The sequence below is a fragment of the Caballeronia sp. A2-2 genome (assembly GCF_057612605.2).
On record NZ_CM172587.1, the window covers coordinates 1,462,411 to 1,475,841 of the forward strand.

13 protein-coding genes are annotated in these 13,431 nt (G+C 64.4%); 3 read left to right on the forward strand and 10 right to left on the reverse strand.

Annotated elements, in window-relative coordinates:
• Positions 1-528 precede the first annotated feature (528 nt).
• On the forward strand, positions 529-1,704 hold the full coding sequence (locus tag ACZCWR_RS06920) for a transglycosylase SLT domain-containing protein (protein WP_487302958.1): 1,176 nt from the start codon (positions 529-531) through the stop codon (positions 1,702-1,704).
• A 59-nt stretch (positions 1,705-1,763) separates the two neighbouring features.
• Here ACZCWR_RS06920 and ACZCWR_RS06925 read toward each other — a convergent pair whose 3' ends face one another.
• Genes ACZCWR_RS06925 through ribBA form a run of 4 tightly spaced genes read right to left on the reverse strand, consistent with a single transcriptional unit; the run spans position 1,764 to position 5,110 of the window.
• Complete coding sequence (locus ACZCWR_RS06925; protein WP_487302959.1) at positions 1,764-2,957, reverse strand: pyridoxal phosphate-dependent aminotransferase; 1,194 nt, start codon at positions 2,955-2,957, stop codon at positions 1,764-1,766.
• Positions 2,957-3,391 (reverse strand): transcription antitermination factor NusB, encoded by a 435-nt coding sequence (nusB, locus tag ACZCWR_RS06930; protein ID WP_487302960.1) that lies wholly within the window; start codon positions 3,389-3,391, stop codon positions 2,957-2,959. The genes ACZCWR_RS06925 and nusB overlap by 1 nt, the downstream gene beginning before the upstream one ends.
• Positions 3,388-3,900, reverse strand: a complete 513-nt coding sequence (gene ribH, locus ACZCWR_RS06935) for a 6,7-dimethyl-8-ribityllumazine synthase (protein ID WP_487302961.1) — start codon at positions 3,898-3,900, stop codon at positions 3,388-3,390. The genes nusB and ribH overlap by 4 nt, the downstream gene beginning before the upstream one ends.
• A gap of 46 nt (positions 3,901-3,946) precedes the next feature.
• On the reverse strand, positions 3,947-5,110 hold the full coding sequence (gene ribBA, locus ACZCWR_RS06940; RefSeq protein ID WP_487302962.1) for a bifunctional 3,4-dihydroxy-2-butanone-4-phosphate synthase/GTP cyclohydrolase II: 1,164 nt from the start codon (positions 5,108-5,110) through the stop codon (positions 3,947-3,949).
• Positions 5,111-5,288: 178 nt separating this feature from the next.
• Here ribBA and ACZCWR_RS06945 point away from each other — a divergent pair, with 178 nt between their 5' ends.
• Positions 5,289-5,702: a hypothetical protein gene (locus ACZCWR_RS06945; protein ID WP_487302963.1), complete on the forward strand. Its 414-nt coding sequence runs from the start codon at positions 5,289-5,291 to the stop codon at positions 5,700-5,702.
• A 21-nt stretch (positions 5,703-5,723) separates the two neighbouring features.
• Here ACZCWR_RS06945 and ACZCWR_RS06950 read toward each other — a convergent pair whose 3' ends face one another.
• The 4 genes from ACZCWR_RS06950 to ACZCWR_RS06965 all read right to left on the reverse strand — a co-directional run bounded on the left by ACZCWR_RS06950 (position 5,724) and on the right by ACZCWR_RS06965 (position 9,398).
• On the reverse strand, positions 5,724-6,338 hold the full coding sequence (locus ACZCWR_RS06950; RefSeq protein ID WP_487302964.1) for a riboflavin synthase: 615 nt from the start codon (positions 6,336-6,338) through the stop codon (positions 5,724-5,726).
• 27 nt (positions 6,339-6,365) lie between these two features.
• Complete coding sequence (gene ribD, locus ACZCWR_RS06955; protein ID WP_487302965.1) at positions 6,366-7,490, reverse strand: bifunctional diaminohydroxyphosphoribosylaminopyrimidine deaminase/5-amino-6-(5-phosphoribosylamino)uracil reductase RibD; 1,125 nt, start codon at positions 7,488-7,490, stop codon at positions 6,366-6,368.
• Positions 7,491-7,511: 21 nt separating this feature from the next.
• The gene (gene hemL / locus ACZCWR_RS06960; protein ID WP_487302966.1) at positions 7,512-8,795 is read right to left on the reverse strand and encodes a glutamate-1-semialdehyde 2,1-aminomutase; all 1,284 of its coding nucleotides are present in this window, start codon (positions 8,793-8,795) and stop codon (positions 7,512-7,514) included.
• Between the two features lie 132 nt (positions 8,796-8,927).
• The gene (locus ACZCWR_RS06965) at positions 8,928-9,398 is read right to left on the reverse strand and encodes a hypothetical protein (protein WP_487302967.1); all 471 of its coding nucleotides are present in this window, start codon (positions 9,396-9,398) and stop codon (positions 8,928-8,930) included.
• 116 nt (positions 9,399-9,514) lie between these two features.
• Here ACZCWR_RS06965 and ACZCWR_RS06970 point away from each other — a divergent pair, with 116 nt between their 5' ends.
• Complete coding sequence (locus tag ACZCWR_RS06970; protein WP_487302968.1) at positions 9,515-10,726, forward strand: Bcr/CflA family multidrug efflux MFS transporter; 1,212 nt, start codon at positions 9,515-9,517, stop codon at positions 10,724-10,726.
• A gap of 12 nt (positions 10,727-10,738) precedes the next feature.
• Here ACZCWR_RS06970 and ACZCWR_RS06975 read toward each other — a convergent pair whose 3' ends face one another.
• Together ACZCWR_RS06975 and ACZCWR_RS06980 are read right to left on the reverse strand one after the other, a co-directional pair.
• On the reverse strand, positions 10,739-12,853 hold the full coding sequence (locus tag ACZCWR_RS06975) for a prolyl oligopeptidase family serine peptidase (RefSeq protein WP_487302969.1): 2,115 nt from the start codon (positions 12,851-12,853) through the stop codon (positions 10,739-10,741).
• Between the two features lie 58 nt (positions 12,854-12,911).
• Positions 12,912-13,397, reverse strand: coding sequence for an SLATT domain-containing protein (locus ACZCWR_RS06980; RefSeq protein ID WP_487302970.1), 486 nt, complete (start codon positions 13,395-13,397; stop codon positions 12,912-12,914).
• Positions 13,398-13,431 lie beyond the last annotated feature (34 nt).

The window sequence follows — 13,431 nt, forward strand, 5'->3', positions numbered from 1 at the left end:
GCGCCATGCGATTGTCGATTTTACCTAGGTCTTCGTCGGTACGTTTGATGACATTCAGCGAACTCTGGTGGAAAAGGCCGGTCCGACGTGGGTCGAGCCTCAAAACGGGCGGTCTATATAACTGTAAGTAATTGAAACAGGGGCGCATAGCATTGACGGATCATTAAACCCTGCTAGAATCGCTCGTCATCCATTGCAGGTTTTGCAATTTTCACCGCTGCCTTCAGGTTTTCTTCAGACGCACGTGCGTCGCCTGCGCCGTTCCTGCCCGGCGATTCATGGCTGTTGGTTTTCTTGACCGGCGTTTTCCGAGCGCCGGTTTTTCGCGTGAGAAGCCTTTTGCGCATTTAGGGCATGTTTTTCGTGCCGCGCACACCGGTGTAGTTCGCCGGTCTGGCTTCTTTCACGGCGCATGCCGTATCCCCGATGCCGCTCATGCTTGCCAAGGCGAGCGGTGTCTGATTTACGCGTTTGATTCGAGCTTTATTCGTATTCATCTGCGTTAATCATGCAACATTGGGAGAACCGATGAACGCTTCAACCTGGTGGGGTTCCGACACCCGCGCGGCGCAAGTAATGCGAATCGCGCTTCGTCGTGGACGCCGTGTGAGTCACCATTTACTCAGTTTAATAGGCTGTGCTGCGGTAGTTTCCGCACTTGCCTTGTGGTTGCTTCCTTCGTGGCGCACCAATCTTGCCGCGAAAGTCATGCCGTTCGTGTCTGCCGCCGTTCAGGCCGGACCCGCGCGTCTGCTCGCCGGACAGCCGTTGCCGCCGTTTTCGGCGGTGCATCGTTCGCCGGTCGATACACAGCTACCCAGCAATATCGTGGCCAGCCTCGCGTCCACGAACCGGACTGCGCCGCCCGCGGTCACGCCTTCGCTCGGCGCTGCCGCCAGCGATGACGGCAGCACGCATCAACTGACGGGCGGAATCAGCCTGGCCGTGTCGCCGAACGGACTCGATCCGCGCACGATGCCGTCCATCGGCATGCTCGCCAGCGCCATTCCGTCGCTGCGCGTGGTCGCGGATGCACGGGATGACCGCGTGCTCGTCTCCACTCGCGAGCAGCAACTCGTCGCGACGTTCATCGCGCGGCGTTATCGTGTGGCGCAGGAACCGGTCAGCGCGCTCGTGCGTGCCGCGTTCGACACGGGCCGCGAAGTCGGTCTCGATCCGCTACTGCTTTTGTCGGTGATGGCCATCGAATCGGGTTTCAATCCGTATGCCGAAAGCGGCGTCGGCGCGAAGGGTTTGATGCAGGTGATGTCCACGGTTCATTCGGACAAGTTTCAGTACTTCGGCGGCTCCACGGCGGCGCTTGATCCGCTGGCGAACATCAAGGTCGGCGCGCTGGTGCTGAAGGACTGCATCGCGCGGGGCGGTTCGGTCGCGGGCGGTCTGCGTTATTACGTCGGCTCGACCAACCCGGACGATGGCGGCTACGGCGCGAAGGTGCTTGCCGAACGCTCGCGTCTGCGCGATGTCGCGCGCGGCCGCAACGTGCCGATCAACGGGCCGCAAGCGCCTGTTCAGGCCACGCCGAAGCAGGTGTTGGCTTCGACCTCGGCGGATGCGAACGGCAACAAGCGCGTGCATGCGACCATCGACTCGCAGAAGAAGGCGGGTTCGGACGAAGAAAACAGTGACAACGCGCAGCAGAACGATGCGAAGCATGTGGCTTCGGCAGAATTCGGCGCGTGATGCTTTGAAGGTTTGAATGTAGAAAAGGGCACCTCGGTGCCCTTTTTTGCGTCTTGGCTTTATCGGCCGAACAAAGAGCCGAGCCGCCCGACCGCTTCTTCCAGCTTCTCGTAAGCCGTGGCGTATGAGAGCCGGATATACCGCTCCGGCGCATGAAAGCCGAAATCCTGCCCCGGCACGAGCACCACGCCCGCATCGTGCAGCATGGCATGCGAGAGCGCGTCGCTGTTTCCCGCCGCCGGATGATGCACGCCCGTCGTATCCGCATAAACGTAAAACGCGCCGTCCGGCACGACCGGCACGCCGAAGCCCAGCGAACGCAGCGCCGGCACGATGAAATCCCGCCGCCGCTTGAACTCCATGCGCCGCGTTTCGTAGATGGCGATGGTCGCCGGCTCGAAACACGCGAGCGCCGCATGCTGCGCCAACGCCGACGCGCAAATGAACAGATTTTGCGCGAGCTTCTCGACCGCGCTCACCATTCCCGGCGGCACGACGAGCCAGCCCAGCCGCCAGCCGGTCATGTTGAAGTACTTCGAAAAGCTGTTGACCGTGATGACATCCTCGCCGAAGGACAGCGCCGACACCGGCTTCGCGTCGTAGCTCAAGCCCTGATAGATCTCATCGACGATGGTGAAGCCACCGCGCTCCCGCACCGTCTCGACGATGCGCCGCAACTCGTCCGGCTCGATCGACGTTCCCGTGGGATTCGACGGCGATGCCAGCAGCACGCCGCGCGTGTGCGCGTTCCAATGTTCCTCGACATGCGCCGCCGTCAACTGAAAACGCTCGTCTGGACCGCTCGGAATCAGCACCGGCTTGCCGTTCGCCGCCGACACGAAATGCCGGTTGCACGGATAGCACGGGTCGGGCATCAGCACTTCGTCGCCCTGATCGACAAGCGCGAGGCACGCCAGCAGCAGCGCCGCCGACGCACCCGCCGTCACCACGATCCGCTCCGGCGCGACCTTGATGCCGAACGTATCGAGATAATGCCGCGCGATCGCCTCGCGCAGCGGCGCGATGCCCAGCGCGTTCGTGTACTGCGTGACGCCGCGCGTGAGGGCATCGGCGGCGGCGCGCGTGACCGGTTCCGGCGCTGTGAAATCCGGCTCGCCGATGCTCATATGGATGATGTCGCGCCCCGCGCGTTCCAGCGCCTGAGCCTCTTTCATCAGCTCCATCACATAGAACGGCTCGATGGCATCGACCCGCGAGGCGAGTCGGAGCAGCGGTTCGGACGCGCGGTTCATCAGCCGCGCCCGCGTGCCTGCGCTTCGGTCGGACGCATCGCCACGGCGAGCTTGTCCAGCACGCCGTTGACGTACTTATAGCCGTCCGAGCCGCCGAAGGTTTTCGTCAGTTCGACCGCTTCGTTGATGACCACGCGATACGGCACGTCGATGTGATGCTTGAACTCGAACGCGGCGACCAGCAGCACCGCGCGCTCGACCGGCGAGAGTTGTTCGATCGGACGGTCCAGACACGGCTGCAACTGCGCCGAAAGCTCGTCCGATTCCTTGATGACCCCGCGCAGAATGGCATCGAGATGCGTCTGATCGGCCTTGTCGTAACCCTGCGTGGTGCGTAGTTGCGAGTCGATTTCGCCAAACGGCGCGCCCGACAGCAACCATTGGTAAAGCCCTTGCGTCGCGAGTTCGCGCGAACGGCGGCGAGCGCTTTTCATGCGCGGTCCTCTTCTTCGTCTTCCTCGTCTTCGTCCTCGTCGCCGCTCAACTGTTCGAGCGCGACCGAGAGATTCGCCATTTCCACCGCCACGCGGGCAGCGTCACGGCCTTTTTCGGTCATGCGCGCGACCGCTTGCTCGTCGTTTTCGGTGGTCAACACGCCGTTTGCAACCGGAATGCCGAAGTCCAGCGCGATGCGCGAAATGCCCGAGCCGTTCTCATTCGACACGAGTTCGAAGTGATACGTCTCGCCGCGCACCACGCAACCGACCGCGATGAGCGCGTCGAACTGGCCCGATTCCGCCAGCTTTTGCAGCGCGAGCGGAATTTCGAGTGCGCCCGGCACGGTGACGAGCAGCACGTCCTCGCCGATCACGCCGAGACGCTCCAGCTCCTCGATGCACGCATCGGCGAGGCCGTTGCACACCGGTTCGTTGAAGCGCGACTGCACGATGCCGATGCGCAAGCCGTCACCGTCGAGGTTGGGCTGGTATTGTCCGATTTCCATGAATGTTTCCGTAAGTGTGGAATGAGGTGATTCAGATGCGGCGCAGTCAGGCCGAGCGCAACTGCGCGATGTTCGCATCCGTGGGCGCGGCGGTCGCGGGGCAGCCGGGCATCGGCACGAAGCCTGTCACTTCCAGCCCGTAACCCGACATGCTGCCGAGCCTGCGCGGATTCGCGAGCACCTGCATCTTGCCCACGCCCAGATCGCGCAGGATTTGCGCGCCGATGCCGTAGGTCTTGAAGTCGATTGGCCGGCGTTGCAGCACGGCCGCTTTTTCCTTCTCGTCGAAGGCGCGGAACACGTCCACCAGATGCTCCTTCGAGTCGCCGCAATTCAGCATGACGATGGCGCCGAGGTCGCGCGCGGCGATTTCCTTCATCGCGGCGTCGATGGTCCAGGAATGCGTGGACGCATCCGTTTCCAGCAGATCCAGCACAGACAGCGGTTCGTGCACGCGCACCGGCGTTTCGCGCTCGGGCGTGGGCGTGCCGCGTACCAGCGCGATATGCGGCGAACGCGTGGGTTCGTCGCGATACAGCACCGCGCGGAACGTGCCGTGCGCGGTTTGCATGACCCGCTCGCCCACCTTTTCGATGATCGATTCCGTGCGGCTGCGGTAGTGGATCAGATCGGCGATGGTGCCGATCTTGATGCCATGCTGCTCGCCGAATTCGATCAGGTCGGGCAAGCGCGCCATTTCGCCGTCGTCCTTGATGACTTCGCAGATCACGGACGAAGGCATGAGGCCGGCGAGCGCGGTCAGATCGCAACCGGCTTCCGTGTGGCCCGCGCGCACGAGCACGCCGCCGGGCTGCGCCATGATCGGGAACACGTGGCCCGGCTGGACGATGTGCTCGGGCCGCGCATCCGGTGCGACCGCCGCGCGGATGGTGCGCGCACGGTCCGACGCCGAAATGCCCGTGGTAACGCCTTCGGCCGCCTCGATGCTCACGGTGAACGCCGTCCCGTATTGCGTGCCGTTGCGGTGCGTCATGAGCGGCAGGTTCAACTGCTTGCAGCGCTCCGGCGTGACGGTCAGGCAGATCAGCCCGCGCCCGTATTTCGCCATGAAATTAATGGCTTCCGGCGTGACGAACTCGGCGGCCAGCACGAGATCGCCTTCGTTTTCGCGGTCTTCTTCATCGACGAGGATCACCATTTTGCCGGCTTTGAGTTCGGCGATGATCTCTGGAGTGGAGGCGAGCGGCATGGTGACGTCCCGTGAAGTGCGGTTTGGCGAAGCGCGTATTTTACGCCACGGCCGATGGACGGTCGGTGAAATCGGTTGGCTCGGCGCCATGCGATTTTGCTTATGCCATCCGGCTGAATGGTGCGAAGTCCGGCCGGGTGAAAAACTGGCGGCTCCTCAATCACGCAATGGAGCGGCAATGTCGGTTTCGAAACAGCACACCCAAGACGCAATGGTCGATCAGGATCGGCGCGCGGCGGTTCTTCTCACGACCTATTTTGGCGGGCGCGTGGCGGAAATAGGGAAGTTTTGGCGCTGCGTCGGCACGCCGTCCGTGTTCGATCGCGTGATCGACCTCATTCGACACGAGGTGATTCCCACGCTCGAGCGCGATCCCGAAGCAGGCCAGCGTCTGCACGAAGACCTGTCGGAAGCCGATGACGATACGCCGTCGCCCGAACCGCTGGAGGACATGCTGCGCGACCGCAAATCGCCGTGCAGCGATGTCTTCCAATATTCCTTCGGCGACGAAGTGACGGGCCAATACCGGATTCTGTATCTCGTTTCCGGCGATTCCATCCACCTGCTGTCGATCCGCCATCTTCAGGATTAGCCGCGCCGGTCGCCGGGCGCGTTACGACGCGTTCATCATCCTTTCCACATAGCGCGCGATCAGGTCGATCTCCAGATTGACCTGCGCGCCCGCTTTGAGCGCATGAAGCGTCGTGACTTCGACCGTATGCGGAATCAGGTTGATGGAAAACTCGCAGTCCTCGGCGCTGTCGCTGACCGAATTGACGGTGAGGCTCACGCCGTTCACCGTCACCGACCCCTTATAGGCCAGATATTTGCCGATGTCCTTCGGCGCGACGACACGAAGCTCATGCGATTCGCCCACGCGCTCGAAGCGCGACACCACGCCCAGGCCATCGACGTGGCCGGACACGAGATGCCCGCCCAGCCGGTCATGCGCGCGCAGCGCCTTTTCCAGATTCACCGCCGCGCCCGTTTCACCGAGCCCGACCGTTTTATTGAGGCTTTCGCGCGAGACATCGACATCGAACGCATTCGCCGATTTTTCGATCACCGTCATGCACGCGCCCTGAATGGCGATGCTGTCGCCCAGTTCGACATCGCCGAGATCGAGCCCGCCGGCGCTCACCGTCAGACGCACGCCCGCTTGCAGTTCCGCGCCCAGCGGCGTGACTTTTTCGATGCGGCCGACCGCCGTGACGATTCCTGTAAACATCGATGCCTTCCTTTCATGCAGCGCGTGTCAGCGCAGTTCGTTGGTGACGTCCTTCGCCTCGGCGAAACGCGCAAGGATGCGCAGATCGTCGCCGAGCCGGTCGATGCGATGAAACTTCAGATGCGGCCGCGCATCCAGCGTGTCGGGCGGCAGGAAATCGAACATGCCGGGCGCGCTGCCGAGCAGGCACGGCGCGACATACACCAGCAGTTCGTCGACGCACCCTTCGCGCACCAGCGAGCCATTGAGCTTGTGTCCCGCTTCAACATGCAGTTCGTTGATGCCGCGATCCGCCAGCGCCGTGAGCATGGCGTGCAGATCGACCTTGCCGTGCTCGTTCGACAGTTCGACGAGTTCCGCGCCTTTATCGCGCAGTGCGTCGATGCGAGCGGGATCGGCCTCGGCGGAATGGAAGATCCACGGCGGCGCGCCTTCCAGAATGCGCGCGGAAAGCGGCACGTCCAGACGGCTGTCGATCAGCACGCGCTGCGGCTGACGCGGCGTATCGACGGCGCGCACCGTCAGTTGCGGATCATCCTCGCGCACGGTGCCGATGCCGGTCAGGATGGCGCAGGCGCGCGCACGCCAGGCGTGGCCATCGGCGCGTGCGTCCTCGCCGGTGATCCACTGGCTTTCGCCCGAAGGCAGGCCCGTGCGCCCGTCGAGCGATGCGGCCACCTTCATCCGCACCCACGGCCGCCGCCGCGTCATGCGCGACACGAAGCCGATGTTCATCTCATGCGCTTCGTTCGCCAGCAAGCCGCAGCGCACATCGATGCCCGCATCGCGCAGCATGGCGAGCCCGCGCCCGGACACGGTCGGATTCGGGTCTTCCATCGCCGCGATCACTTTCTCGACGCGCGCCTCGATCAGCGCATGCGCGCACGGCGGCGTGCGTCCGAAGTGGCTGCACGGTTCGAGCGTGACATAAGCCGTCGCGCCGCGCGGGTCTTTGCCGCGCGAACGGGCATCTTTCAGCGCGCGAATCTCGGCGTGATCCTGTCCGGCGGGCTGCGTGAAACCCATGCCGATCACTTCGCCGTTCTTGACGAGCACACAGCCCACGCGCGGATTCGGCGTGGTCGTGTACATGCCGCGCGAAGCCAGCGCCAGCGCGCGTTCCATGTAGGTGAAATCGGTTTGCGAGAACATCGTGCGGCCCGCGTGCGCGCGTCAGGCGGCAAGCTGCGCGAACGCGCCGCGTGCGGCTTCGAGCGTCGCGTCGATCACGGCGTCGTCGTGGGCGCTCGATACGAAACCCGCTTCGAAGGCCGATGGCGCGAAGTACACGCCCGCGTCGAGCATCGCGTGGAAGAAGGCGTTGAAGCGCTTCGTGTCGCCGTGCTGAATCTGCGCGAAGCTCGCCGGAACCTGCTCCATGAAATACAGGCCGAACATGCCGCCGATGGAGTCGGCGGAGAAGGGCACGCGGGCTTCGCGCGCGGCGGCGGTGAGGCCATCGACGAGCTTGCGCGTTTGCTTCGCGAGGGCATCGTAGAAGCCGGGGCGCTGGATCAGTTGCAGCGTCTTCAGGCCCGCCGCGACCGCGATCGGATTGCCCGACAACGTGCCCGCCTGATACACGCCGCCGAGCGGCGCGAGATGCGCCATGATGTCCCGTCGTCCGCCGAAGGCCGCAGCGGGCATGCCGCCGCCGATGACCTTGCCCAGACACGTCAGGTCCGGCTTGATGCCGTACACCTGTTGCGCGCCGCCGAGCGCGACGCGAAAGCCGCACATCACTTCGTCGAAGATCAGGACCGAACCGTATTCGTTGCAGCGCTCGCGCAGCGCGTTGAGGAACTCCGGCGTCGCGCGCACGAGGTTCATGTTGCCCGCGACCGGCTCGACAATCACGGAAGCGATCTCATTGCCGAAAGCCGCGAAGGCTTCATCGAGTTGCTCGACGTTGTTGTATTCGAGCACGGTCGTGTGCTTGGCGATGTCCGCCGGCACGCCCGCCGAAGTCGGATTGCCGAACGTCAGCAGTCCCGAACCCGCTTTCACGAGCAGACTGTCCGCATGCCCGTGATAGCAACCCTCGAACTTGATGATGCGGCTGCGGTTGGTGAAGCCGCGCGCGAGCCGCAACGCGCTCATGGTCGCCTCGGTGCCGCTCGACACCATGCGCACCTGTTCGATGGACGGCACCAGCTTGCAGATTTCCTCCGCGATCTCGATTTCGGCCTCGGTGGGCGCGCCAAACGAAAAGCCGTTGGCAAGCACGCGCTGCACGGCATCCAGCACTTCGGGGTGAACGTGGCCGAGGATCATCGGTCCCCACGAACCGATGTAGTCGATATAGCGCTGGCCGTCCGCATCCCAGAAGTACGGGCCTTGCGCGCGCTCGATGAAGCGCGGCGTGCCGCCGACCGAGCGGAACGCCCGCACCGGCGAATTCACGCCGCCGGGAATGGTCTGCTGGGCGCGTTCGAAGAGAGCTTGATTCTTGGACATGGATGCGGGCCTGCGCTGGAAAGTGGACTCGCCGGTGGCGGCGAAGGCGTCGGAACAAGGCTTGGCCGACGCCCGAGATATGCACGAAATTGTACCGGACTCGTCCGCGATGAGCCGGGACGGCGTTTCGCGTCAGGGCGCTCCGCCAAGGGCGCCGGGCGAGGGCCGCTTGCCCGTGCGCGCGGTCCACAGTTTCTCCAGCGCGCCCTCGGCCATCGGCTTGATGAGCGTGCCGGACATCTGCGCGTCCCAGGTTTGAACGGAGAACGGGTGCGCGCGCAGTTCATCGCGCGTGACGACGACTTGCGCGTGCGCATCCACCAGCCAGTCGTACACGAAGTCGATGCACAAGCGATAGCCGCGTTTGCTCACGGCATCCGGCACTTCGTAAGGCGCCCGCGTCACATAGCCCGATGCGAACACGCCCTTCGGCTCCTGCGCCACGCGATGCACGAACACGCGATCGCCTGGCAGCAAGCCGCGCGCGGTGCCGCAGCCCCATACATCGGCGACGGCTTCGCCCAAGGCGACGCGCCGCGCGATGTCCGGCAACTCCGGCCACGGCCATTTCTTCGGGCTCCAGATCAGGAGGAAAGCGGTCATCGCTTGAGCGGCATAGGGAAAAAACAGAGCTTAGCGCAGCAGCAGAACAGGGACGGATGACGCGTACAATGGCCGCTCAACGCTTGCCAGCCTTCTTCCTCAATACTCCCGACTAAATGCCCGACTCTTCCCGACGCCGGCCCGACGCGCGGCTGATTCTGTTGCTCGGCGCGCTCGCCGCGTGCGGTCCGCTGTCCATCGACATGTATCTGCCGAGCCTGCCGTCGCTGGCGGCGGCATTCGGCACTAGTCCCGACTACGCGCAGCGCACGCTCACCAGTTTCCTGTTCGGCTTCTCGTTCGGCATGCTGCTGTACGGACCGTTATCCGATGCTTACGGCCGACGCCCGATTCTCCTCGGCGGCATCGCGCTGTTCGTCGTGGCGAGCATCGGCTGCACGGCGGCGCAGTCCATCGATTCGCTCGTGCTCGTGCGCTTCCTGCAAGCGCTCGGCGCGGGCGCGGCGTCGGTGCTGGCGCGTGCCATCGCCCGCGATGCGCACGAGCCGTCCGATGCCGCCCGCGTGCTCTCCATGCTCGCCATCGTCACGTCGATGGGTCCGCTGCTCGCACCGCTCATCGGCGGCCAATTGCTGTTGCTGGGCGGCTGGCGCGTGGTGTTCGTCTTCCTGACGCTGTTCGGCGCGATCTGCGCGGTGACCGCCTTCCTGCGCGTGCCGGAAACGTGGCCGAAGGAAAAGCGCGCGAGTTCGGCGCTCGGCAAGTCGTTCGCGGCGTACGGCCATTTGCTGACCGACCCGGTGACGTGGGGCCACATGATCTGCGGCGGCATGGCGTTCGCATCGATGTTCGCGTATATCACCGCGACGCCGTTCGTCTACATCGATTACTTTCATGTGAAGCCGCAGCACTATGGGCTGCTGTTCGGGCTGAATATCGTCGGGATTATTCTGGGCAACGTGCTGAACGCGAAGCTCGTCGGCCGGCTCGGCGCGATGAAGATGATCTCCGCCGCCTCGTTCGTGAGCGTGGGCGCGGCGCTGGCGGTCGCGCTCGTCGCGCTCACAGGCTGGGGCGGCTTGTGGTCGATCGTCGCGTGCCTGTTCTTCGTGGTCAGCGTGATCGGCGTGCTGTCGGCCAATTGCACGACCGAACTGATGCATCGCTATCCGCGCAACGCGGGCGCGGCGGCCGCCGTGTTCGGCGCGATGCAACTCGCACTCGGCGCGCTGTCGAGCCTCGCAGTCGGCCTGTTCCACGATGTCTCGCCGCACGGCATGGGCGTGGTGATCGCCGTGAGCGGCGTGCTTACCTTCGCCGGCCGCACGCTGGTGCTGCGCTCGCATGCCGCGCCGGTGAAGGTTTGAAACAAGCTCACGTCAAAGCGGCCCGATCTTCGAGGCAAGGAAAGTGAACGCCGCCGCTTCCGCCTGCGCGACGGCTTCCGGCTCCACGCCCGCGCCGTGTCCGCCTTCGCCCGTCTCCTGATACCAGACGTTTTCGTGACCCTGCGCCTGCATCTTCGCGGCCATCTTGCGCGCGTGACCGGGATGCACTCGATCGTCCGCCGTGGATGATGTGAACAGCGCGGGCGGATACGCCACGCCCGCCTTCACGTTCTGATAGGGCGAATAAGCGAGGAGAACCGCGCGGTCATCGGCATCGTCGGGATCGCCGTATTCGTCTACCCACGAAGCGCCTTGCAGCAACAGATGAAACCGCGCCATGTCCAGCAGCGGCACTTCCGAGAGCACCGCGCCGAACAGCTCGGGCCGCTGCACCAGACACACGCCGACGAGCAACCCGCCGTTGCTGCCACCGCGAATCGCCAACTGCTTCGCCGTGGTCACGCCGCTGTCGATCAACGCCTGCGCCACCGCGTAGAAATCGTCGAACGCGACTTGCCGCTTCTCGCGCAGCGCGGCCTGATGCCACGCCGGACCGAATTCGCCGCCGCCGCGAATATTCGCGACCGCATACAGCCCGCCGCGTTCGAGCCACGCGATGCCGGTGGTCGCATCGTAATGCGGATCGAGCGGCACTTCGAAGCCGCCGTAGCCATACAGCAAGCAAGGGCGCGCGCCGCTCTGACGTTCGACATCGCGGCCGATCAGCCAATACGGAATGCGTTCGCCATCCGGCGCGATGGCATGCGCGCGCACCGCCGACAAACCGCTCGCATCGAATTGTGCGGGCAGACGCGCGAGCAGACGCCACGGCGCATCGCTGGCGAGATCTGCGTGATGCAGCGACGGCGGCATCAGAAAATGCTCGACGTGAATGAGCACGGTGTCGTCGCGCTCGCCATCGATCGATTCGACGTACGACTGGCTCGATGCGGGCAGCGCGAAATCGCGCGCATCCCACGCGGCGGTGAAATCGGCGGATGCGGGTGGGCGCATGAGCGACACGCGCGGCACGCCGTCGTCCATCAGCGAGACGATCATCCAGTGCTTCGTGAAATCGGTGCCCGCGAGCACGCAGCGTTCGGACGGCGCGAACAGCGTCGTGAAATGCCGCGAGCCTGCGAGAAAGGCATCGCGGCGAATGACGAGCAATGTGCCCGGCGCGTGACGCCGCCCGCCCGCGTTCCAGTTCTTGCGCGGCGTGACGAACAGCCAGCCGTTCCAGTGCTCGATGTCGGCATGCGCGGGCAGATCGTATTGACGCCATTCGTTCGCGGGTTCGTCGAGCCAGTAATGCAGCGTCTCGAAGAAAGTCACCGCGCGCGAGGCCAGATGCAGCTTTTCGATGGGATCGTAGTCCGCGCCCGCCGAGACATCGCGGCGCGTGCCTTCGAAGATCACGGGCGCATTCGCGAGCGGCGTGCCGCGTTTCCATCGACGTGACTGGCGCGGAAAGCCCGAGGTCGTGAGCGCCGGTTGCGGATTGGTCTTGCTGTCATCCCAGCCGACGTACACGGTGTCGCGGTCGATCCACGAAATATCGTGCTTGCCGACATCGGGCAGCGTGAAGCCATCTTCGACGAAGCGCTTCGTTGCAAGGTCGAACTCGCGCACCATGCAGGCGTCCGAGCCGCCCGGCGAGAGACTCACCAGCGCGCGGTCGTAGTCGGGATAACGCATGTCGAAGTCCGCGAGCGTCCAGCGGGTTTCGGCGTTGGCGTGCGTGTTGAGGTCGAGGGCATCGACATCGAGCACGGTTTCCCATTGCGCCTTGCCCGCGAGCCACGCGTCCCACGGCGTGCGCCGCACGATGCCCAGCGGATGCGCATCGTCCTGCCACGTGTTGTACGCCCAGTCGTTATAACGCGAGCACGTCACGATGCGGTCCTGCGACGTATAAGCCTTCTCCAGCCGCGCCGCCAGCGCGCGCGCCTCGGGCGTCTTGCCGAAGTTGGTTTCGGTACGGTGGTTCTGGGCATCGACCCAGGCTTGGGCGTGGGCATCGTCGAGGGATTCGAGGCCGATGAACGGATCGGCGCCATCATCGGCAGGCCAGGAGAGTTCGGGATGCGAGTTCAGCAGAGTCATGAGTACGTGCGTCAGGCGAGAAGGCAAAACGCTGATTGTGCCGTATTCGCCGATGCGCTCACGCCGCCGCCTGCCGCGCACGCAGAATCACGCGGCGCGGCACGTGCGGCGCATGCTGCGCGAGATGGTCCAGTTCGTCTCGCACGATGGCGATATCGCGCAGTTCGAGCGCGTACGGATCGCTTGCGTGGATCGCTTCGAGTTGACGCCGGATCGCACCATAACGCGCGCCCGCCTGCCGATGCAGTTCGGCGCGCTCGCTATAGCGCAGGAACGTCTGCAACGAGGCGAGCACGGTGGCACAAATGCTCGTCATGCCGAGCGCGATGCGCACTTGCGGCGACACGGTCGTCGCGACCAGCGACAAAAACGCGGAGGTGCCGGTGAGCGTCGTGATGCCGATGACGGCGAGGCCGAGGTAACGTCCGCGCATGGTGAGGCGATCGGCCATCGTGTAATGGCGGACTTGCGAATCGCGGGCGCGTTTCATCCATTGCAGGACGAGGGAACGGGAGGTGTCGGGCGGTCGTTGAAGATCGGTCATGTTCTAAGTGCTGAGTGTGTACATCAACACTATC

Bases quoted from the DNA above. Each gene is read 5' to 3' on its own strand.
- ACZCWR_RS06920 (WP_487302958.1), top strand. From the start codon at position 529: ATGAACGCTTCAACCTGGTGGGGTTCCGACACCCGCGCGGCGCAAGTA.
- ACZCWR_RS06925 (WP_487302959.1), bottom strand. From the start codon at position 2,957: ATGAACCGCGCGTCCGAACCGCTGCTCCGACTCGCCTCGCGGGTCGAT.
- nusB (WP_487302960.1), bottom strand. From the start codon at position 3,391: ATGAAAAGCGCTCGCCGCCGTTCGCGCGAACTCGCGACGCAAGGGCTT.
- ribH (WP_487302961.1), bottom strand. From the start codon at position 3,900: ATGGAAATCGGACAATACCAGCCCAACCTCGACGGTGACGGCTTGCGC.
- ribBA (WP_487302962.1), bottom strand. From the start codon at position 5,110: ATGCCGCTCGCCTCCACTCCAGAGATCATCGCCGAACTCAAAGCCGGC.
- ACZCWR_RS06945 (WP_487302963.1), top strand. From the start codon at position 5,289: ATGTCGGTTTCGAAACAGCACACCCAAGACGCAATGGTCGATCAGGAT.
- ACZCWR_RS06950 (WP_487302964.1), bottom strand. From the start codon at position 6,338: ATGTTTACAGGAATCGTCACGGCGGTCGGCCGCATCGAAAAAGTCACG.
- ribD (WP_487302965.1), bottom strand. From the start codon at position 7,490: ATGTTCTCGCAAACCGATTTCACCTACATGGAACGCGCGCTGGCGCTG.
- hemL (WP_487302966.1), bottom strand. From the start codon at position 8,795: ATGTCCAAGAATCAAGCTCTCTTCGAACGCGCCCAGCAGACCATTCCC.
- ACZCWR_RS06965 (WP_487302967.1), bottom strand. From the start codon at position 9,398: ATGACCGCTTTCCTCCTGATCTGGAGCCCGAAGAAATGGCCGTGGCCG.
- ACZCWR_RS06970 (WP_487302968.1), top strand. From the start codon at position 9,515: ATGCCCGACTCTTCCCGACGCCGGCCCGACGCGCGGCTGATTCTGTTG.
- ACZCWR_RS06975 (WP_487302969.1), bottom strand. From the start codon at position 12,853: ATGACTCTGCTGAACTCGCATCCCGAACTCTCCTGGCCTGCCGATGAT.
- ACZCWR_RS06980 (WP_487302970.1), bottom strand. From the start codon at position 13,397: ATGACCGATCTTCAACGACCGCCCGACACCTCCCGTTCCCTCGTCCTG.